Source organism: Dokdonella sp., assembly GCF_051958935.1.
Classification (GTDB): domain Bacteria; phylum Pseudomonadota; class Gammaproteobacteria; order Xanthomonadales; family Rhodanobacteraceae; genus Dokdonella_A.
On sequence record NZ_JBQCFP010000115.1, the window covers coordinates 1 to 7,111 of the forward strand.

General features: G+C 58.1%; 6 protein-coding genes and 1 pseudogene. 1 reads left to right on the top strand and 6 read right to left on the bottom strand.

The window, feature by feature from the left end; all coding sequences use genetic code 11:
- From ACTHK2_RS11285 to ACTHK2_RS11295, 3 genes and pseudogenes are all read right to left on the bottom strand, one after another.
- A pseudogene (locus ACTHK2_RS11285) lies at positions 1-87 on the bottom strand (DUF1153 domain-containing protein); the annotation flags it as partial.
- Between the two features lie 1,875 nt (positions 88-1,962).
- A complete protein-coding gene (locus ACTHK2_RS11290; protein WP_440245813.1) occupies positions 1,963-2,226 on the bottom strand; it encodes a hypothetical protein in 264 nt (87 codons plus the stop codon).
- Positions 2,227-2,332: 106 nt separating this feature from the next.
- Complete coding sequence (locus tag ACTHK2_RS11295; protein WP_440245814.1) at positions 2,333-5,143, bottom strand: hypothetical protein; 2,811 nt, start codon at positions 5,141-5,143, stop codon at positions 2,333-2,335.
- Between the two features lie 357 nt (positions 5,144-5,500).
- Here ACTHK2_RS11295 and ACTHK2_RS11300 point away from each other — a divergent pair, with 357 nt between their 5' ends.
- A complete protein-coding gene (locus ACTHK2_RS11300) occupies positions 5,501-5,824 on the top strand; it encodes a hypothetical protein (RefSeq protein ID WP_440245815.1) in 324 nt (107 codons plus the stop codon).
- 173 nt (positions 5,825-5,997) lie between these two features.
- On the opposite strand, the gene ACTHK2_RS11305 is transcribed toward ACTHK2_RS11300, so the two are convergent.
- The 3 genes from ACTHK2_RS11305 to ACTHK2_RS11315 all read right to left on the bottom strand — a co-directional run.
- Positions 5,998-6,300 carry a hypothetical protein gene (locus ACTHK2_RS11305; RefSeq protein ID WP_440245816.1) on the bottom strand — a complete coding sequence of 101 codons (303 nt, stop codon included), beginning with the start codon at positions 6,298-6,300 and terminating at the stop codon, positions 5,998-6,000.
- A 257-nt stretch (positions 6,301-6,557) separates the two neighbouring features.
- Entirely contained in the window at positions 6,558-6,818 is a 261-nt protein-coding gene (locus ACTHK2_RS11310) for a hypothetical protein (protein WP_440245817.1), read from the bottom strand.
- Between the two features lie 94 nt (positions 6,819-6,912).
- A partial coding sequence (locus ACTHK2_RS11315) for a hypothetical protein (RefSeq protein WP_440245818.1) occupies positions 6,913-7,111 on the bottom strand: 199 nt, incomplete at its 5' end.

Sequence of the window (7,111 nt, forward strand, 5' to 3'; positions counted from 1 at the left end):
CGTCTTGCCCTGGATGATCTCCAGCACCAGCGCCGACTTACGCCGCGCCGTCCAACGCTTGATCTCTTCTTCCATCACTGCACTCATGGTGTCTCCTCGGTCAAAGGTAACACCTGAGCAGGATTTCACTGGGTCAGTACATTCCGGCTGATCACCGTCCATAACCTCAAGCACTTCACCCGAGGGAGTGATTCGAGCTGCATAGGCAAACCGATCCGAGCCCTCTTGGCCGCCGCCTGAGAAATGGCCCTCGCCATTCATTCGGAGCGTCAATGTGTTGGCATTTGCATCAGCTGAGGTCGTAATGGTTACGGGCAGCGTTGCCTTTACAACGTCATACGGAGATTTTGATGGTTCTGTGGGGCAATCGGAATCCAGCATTGTCATCTGCATTCCGATTTCGGCGTGCTCGGTTGTGCCGCCTCTATAAGCGACCACGAAGCGGGGCTCCTTGCCATCACTAAACATGCGGATAGCAGGTTTCACCAAGCCTGCGGTAAAGGTATTCACCTCGGCCTTCCTTTGTTCGGCACGCTCAGGCGCCAACTTGCTGGCAGTCAGGCGCGCCTCCGATGAGGCCGGAAAGTGGTCCGTTAGTTCGCGCCAGTTCTTCTGCGCAAGCTCTTGATTACCCTGTTCGGCATTGATTGTGCCTAGCAAGTAGAGGGCCGCTGCTTTATCGCTAGCAGAGGCGCGCTCGGCATACGCAACCTCTATCAACTCCCTCTTCGCGTCGTCGAGCAACCGATTCTCGTAGAGGGCTCGTGCCTTCGGCAGTGAAGCCGCTGTCGCAAACTGGGTTGCGGCAAGAACGAACCCGATCCACAACGCTAGCATTTGCATCCCCGCGCCTCCCCAGCTGTCCCACGAAGATCATACGCCTTGGGCAATTTGCAGGTGGGCCGCGTCGGCGCGGACCTGCTTGTGGTCACGTCGCTGCCCAATAGAGTGGCTGAATTGCCAATATTCATTCATTTGCTAGGTAAGGCGAGGGAACTCGGCGCCCTCCCACGAAAGCACATTCGCCGTCCATCGCTGCAAGAACCGAACTCTCCGGTACTCGACTCGCTCCGTGGGGTCGTCCTTCGAGTAGTTTTTCGCCCGAAGCAGTTCGTTGTGGCAAAGGATGTCGAGGGCATACATCTTAGTTGGCTCATCCGTCTCTATGGCCAGCCTGTCATCCATGCATTTCTTCAGCGCTTCCTCGTCTGGCGCAACGAGCATGCAGCGTTGAATCCCGATGAATCGCTTCCTTAGACAATTGTGCTCGCGAGCCCTGTCGGAGAAACCTAGGACTAGGTCCATGCTGCTCAAGCAAGCAATCGCGAATGGCGCTGCAAGTGCGATCCATTGCGGCCAATGTTGGTTCTGAATTGTCCCAACAGTTGCGGTTCCGAGAACGATGCTAAGAAACGAATTCAATCGGTGAAGACGGGTGAAGAATGCTTCGCGCCTGGCATGATAACGCGCCGATCGCTCAACGCTGAAAAGCGATGCGGCCCAGCGATCGAGAAGATCTGCGCTCATTTTTTCTTAGGTGGCGGCGCTGTATCGGTAACGTTCCATGGCTTGGGAATGTTGGTCTTCGTTCCATCCCGTTGACCGTTGTCATGCTTCCGCTCAGGAACTTGGGTTGGCGGTTTTTGTGGTTGCTGAGTAGGTTTTTTGGAGTCGTTCATTTCGCGGCCCTCTTCTTGGCACGGATCGATGGTGGTGGAGAGACTGTATCTGATACACGGACAACACGACTAGATTTCTTGACGGCCCTCTTTGCCGCAGACTTTCTTGGCGCTGTCTTCTTTGCGGCTTTCTTCATCGCCATGCCGACACTCCCTTTGCCCGACCGCAAAGATCCTTGCACAGCCACAGCCATTGTCAATTGGCAGCGTGCTCCTCGGCCACCCGCATCTATCTATTCCGTAAGAAATCTCTTACAGATTGCATCGATGTTCTCCTACGCGACTAGCCGTTCGACTTGCTGGCCTGCACGATCGCAAGCAGTTCGGCGTCAGTGAGATCGCGTACCGATCTGCCGCTGAGCGAGCCTTTGAACTCGGTCGACGCGAGCTTTGGCGCAAAGTACGGCGCAGCCGCCTTGGCCGCATCGACTCGATCGGGGAATGTCGGTTCGTAAGCACCGATCCTTTCCCCTCGCGAGATGCGGAGGAGCAGCATGTGTGGCAGTTCGCCCGTCTCCGCCGCCGCTTCACTTGCCTTCTTGGACATCACATTGACGGAGCCGGGTTTCCGACCGGCGCCTGGCCGCTTTCCACCAACTGCTGAAGTGGAGAGAGTCGCGCGCAACGCATATGCGCGCGACTCTGCAAAAGCACTATTGCGCTGCAGCGTCCACCGTTAGCTCTCCCAGTAGATTTACTGTGCCGCCTTGCGGAGAGCTGCCATGAGGATAGAAGCGATAGCTGTATCTGGTGTTCAACGGAACGCTGACAATGGTTGAGTCATTTGCAGGAGTAGAGAGCACACCACCCAGCCACGGTCCATTGTTTACCTTGCCCCACCAGTCAAGCCCCGTGTACCCGGGTGCGTTCCATCGAATCGTGGCAGGGCCTGCTGTCTGACCAGCCGGAACGACAACGTGTGTTGGCGTGACGGAGAATGTGGGTGCAGCAGCAACCGAATCGACAAACAGCTCGGCGAGCAATCCCGCTGTCCCGCCCTGATTTGGACTCCCGTGCGCGTATAGGCGATAGCCATAGGTGCTTCCAGCGGGTATCCGCTCCGTTGTCGATCCTGCACCAGCAGATATAAGTCCCCCTCCTTGCCATGGTCCGCTGTTGACCTTTCCCCACCAATCGAGATTCGCATAACCCGGCGCGTTCCACGTCAGCACGGTCGGCCCATCCGTGCCGCTCGTTACAATTACGTGTGCAGGCGACGCAGTGAACGTAGCCGCTGGTGCAGCCAACCCTTGAACCGACGCAGTCGCGAGAATGGTCGAGGTATTGCCATGCTCATAGAGACGATAGTCATACGTGCTACCGAGCGGGATGCCTTCTGTTGAGTTCCCCGTTGGTTGGGCCCACACGGGGGTAAGCCAGGCCCCGCCATTGATCCGTCCCTGGATGTCAACTGAGGTGTAACCTGGAGCATCCCATCTCAGCACAAATGAACCAGCGTTTGATCCCGATGGGATCTGGACCGTTGTCGGAGTCGCCGAAATTGTAGGCATATGACCGCTGACGGTGGTTATCGTCACGGAATTTGCGTTTGTTTCGCCATAGTGATGCTGGTAAGCATAGATCTTGATTGAATCGCCAAGCCGAATTGGAAGTATGTCGCTACCTGCAGGCACATCGCTCTTCCAATTGACGCGCGCTCCACCGTTCACATGGTACGAAACATCGGTACGCCAGTTTGACTGGTCCGACACGGCAGTCCATGTGACGCTTACATTTGATTGAGTGCCGCCGAATCGCACCACGACCGGATTCGGCGAAGCTGAAACTCGGGGCTGATTGACGCCGCCAGTCGTGATGTTCAGCGAGATAGTTTTGACGATACTCTGTACGTTGCTCTGTACGCTACTTGGGCTGTGCTCTGAGATCGAATTCGGCACTGAGGCCGTTATCGTATGGAGACCAGTGGTCAAGCGTCCGGCAATTGAGATGTTTCCTCCGGTCCCGAGGTACCCATCCAAGTTTGAGTCCCATCGAATCTGAGAGGTTAGCGACCCAGCATCGGCTACCAGGTTGGGCACTAAATCCCTGTCATAGGTAAGACCAGACGTTGGCGACGAGATCGTGATCGGATTGGAAGGGGTCCAACCCAAATTCGAAATGACAAAGCTGTCGTTGTAGTCGAAGCGACCCGCAGAGAATCCTCCGACCTCAGGCTGATACGACAGGTCCGTTGCGGCACTATTTACGCCGAGGACGACCCAATCGTTCCCATACTTGCCGAATACTGGTCCGCCGCTATCTCCGACACTTATTGTCGTACTCAGCCCAAGAAAAAGCGTGCATCCTGCACACGTATGAAAGAGGCTGAAGACGTACGTTACGCCCTGACTGTTCGCAATTCTATTTCCCGCTATATAAGCGGCGTAGTCGATGTAAGCGGACGTGGGATGGACGTTTGGAAGCCCGCGAACTTCGTCTGGATAGCCTACGGTATAGGTTTCAGCGTGCGTTTGAATAAGGCAGGTGTCGAGCAGCAACCCGTTGTACCAAGTCGGAGGGCTACCGCCTCGGACAAACGGATCCGTTGCAGCGCTACCAAACGCACAGGGATTTCCCGGCCCGCTTACGGAATCCGCAGCTGAGCGAATCAGGTAGAGAACCGGGTAGCTTGGTAGCGGATGCGCTACGGAAATGCGCATGAAGCCAACATCGTGCGCGAATCTATCAACCAATCCCGAGGACGCTGCGCTTGGGTACGAGGCGTCATATGTCACGTCTGCAACGTTGATTGGATTGGTTGGCACCGGCATGTTGTATCCGGGATACACCGCCCCATTTGTATACTCCGCACCACTGTTTGATACGACTACATGTGCCGCAGTCATGAAAACGTAAGGCGATACTTGTATTGCGCTCCCGTTCCCCCCGTCATTCACGACTAGGGAAACACTGTTGAATGGCGCCGCTGCCGAATTTATTGGAACTCGGTTGTCAACCCGGGCAGCTATTACTTCTTCTTTTTTTTTTTCGATAGGAGTTCCATTTTCAAGCGTCATCTCGACTTCGCTGGAGAATCCGCGTCCCATCTTAGGCTCTGAATTCTCCGAAGCAGGCGCCCGCGGTTCGATGGTCTGGAACTGCGTTTTTGACGCCGCCAAAAGATCAGTCGCTTCCTGGATCGACAACGGCCGATACACCGGCTCAACTAGATGGACGCAAAATCCGCCAGGCGTCTTGAGGATCGACCACGAATAGACCTCGTTGAAAATATATTGTGCACGATCGCCATTCTGAACCAATAGCGGAGCGCTTTCGCACACAGTTAGATTCTTGGTGCTCTCCGATAACTCTGTTATCTGTTTTGGCGGGGCGCTCGGCCTAAGCCGCTGCACCTCGGCCCTTAGAGCGGCAAAGGACTCTTCACCGGATCCACTCCCCCACGCGCTGCCCCCGATCAAAACGAGGGACGCGCTGAGAATCTTCGCGGAAGTTCTACTGCTCACGTTCTCTCCTTAGATTCGTTGTGGGCGCAAACTGCGCCGCGCGGAGATTGTACCGTCGCGCGGCGATTCACACTGCCCGAGTTGAAACCGACAGGGCCGCAAGTAAGCTCGACTGCGAGCATAGCCGCGCTATGAAGGATCTCTACACGAAGAGAGGTTCGAGAGCATTGAACGCTGCGCGGCAGCTTTCGCGTATGCACAGGCACCGATGCTGGAGCCGGCCGGCGCCGCAGTGCCAGCGCCGGCGTCCCTGTGCACGGGCGCGTAGTCGCTGACTCGGCGGGTCGCTGCATAGGCTGCGCGCTCGCGCTCTCTGGGCTGTCGCTGGATGTCGCCGACGCGTGTAGGAATTCGCCGATGCGCCTGTCAGCAGCCTCGTTCTCAGTCGGTGCGACGCAGCGCATTGATCGTCTCGCCATGCGAGTCGAGTACGTCTCAGATCACTACGGCGCCAAGGGCGGGATCGTCTTCACGGTCTACATGGGCCCGCACAAGCTCGGGCACTACCTGCGAGACGGCGACGGGTGCTCGGCGCGCTGGTATCACCTGGAATGCCCACGGCGGAGTTGGATCGAGCGCTTCGAGAGCATCGAAGCCGGCCGCGCAGCGTTCGAGGCGTTCGCTCCGGGGCTTGAGATTGTGCCGTGGGACGAGCACGGCCAACCGGAGCCGACAGGCTGATCTGGGGGCCGAATTCGCCTATTCCGGGGGCATATTCGGGGGCATACTGACAGGATTCGATCAACAATAATCCGTATCTTCATTACGTTACGATTCACCCGAGAGTCCCACCTTCGGCATGACCTGCGCATTCGCGCGACGACACTCCTGACGCGAGAACCGCAGCCCCGCCGCTACGCCGGCGCGAGGCTGGTCAGATCGAGATACGCGCGGCCGGCGATGATGCGGAAATCGGTCAGGCCGCAGGCCGCCAGTTCGCCGAGGACGGTGCGGGCGATTCGCGAGGCGTGTTCGATTCCGGACCCGAAGTCGACATAGATGTCGATCCAGATGAATCCCTGTGGCGATTGCGGCGCGCGCTGGAAGCGGTATTCGGACGACTCGCGCGGGAGGAACTGGGCGATGGCTTCGGTGTCGGCGACTTCGACGGTGGCAACGACGGTCCATCCGCTGATTTGCGGGGATGAGGTACTCATGATGGTTATTTCCCGGAGGCCCGCGGGATCAGTTGCGGGCGGAAATTTCGGCTACCGGGGAACGAGCTGACTGTCGTAGCTCATCGTGCACAGTGGGACCCGTGATCGGGGCGCCCCACTGCTTCGCGCCGAGGCAGATGCGTTGCGGGTTCACCCTACGCGCCGTCGCGTGAAGAAAATGTAAGTCCGGGGTGATGACGGTGTCCTGGTACGCCATGCAACGTGATTTCACCGGCACGCCTAGACGCGAAGGGCACTCAGCTCGCGATGCGTTCGCCGAGCGGAAATCGCAACCGCGAGCGCCGCGCCCGCTGCTTCCAGCCATCGAGCTCGATCCATGCAGGTTCTCCGCGACTGGCACCGACTGCGGATCGGGTGTAGTACACACGCCCGTCTGCGACGCGATCGACGATCGCGCACTGCCACGACCGCTTGCGCGGATAGCGGAACCAGACCACATCGCCCGCTCGGGGCTCCCACCGCGCATCTCGATATCTGTCCATGGGCGCGATGCTCATGGACGCCTGTCCCGCAGGCTGAGACGGCGGGCGCAGTGCAAGCGCCACCTGCGGGATCGGCTTGATGGATGTGCATGTTCTTGCGCGCGCCCCGCTAGTGCTGCGAGGCGGCTTCATCGGCGGCAAGCCCTTGCTCGCCGGCGAGGATCGTGAGCGGAAAACGCTGTGACGATGCCAGCAGGGTCACGGTGCGCATCAGTGCACGTGCCGCGACGACCCCGCGCGATTCGCCACGCGCGAAGTTGACCGACAGCTCCCATCGCGACGTCGACGCGCTGTTCGATCTCAGCGAG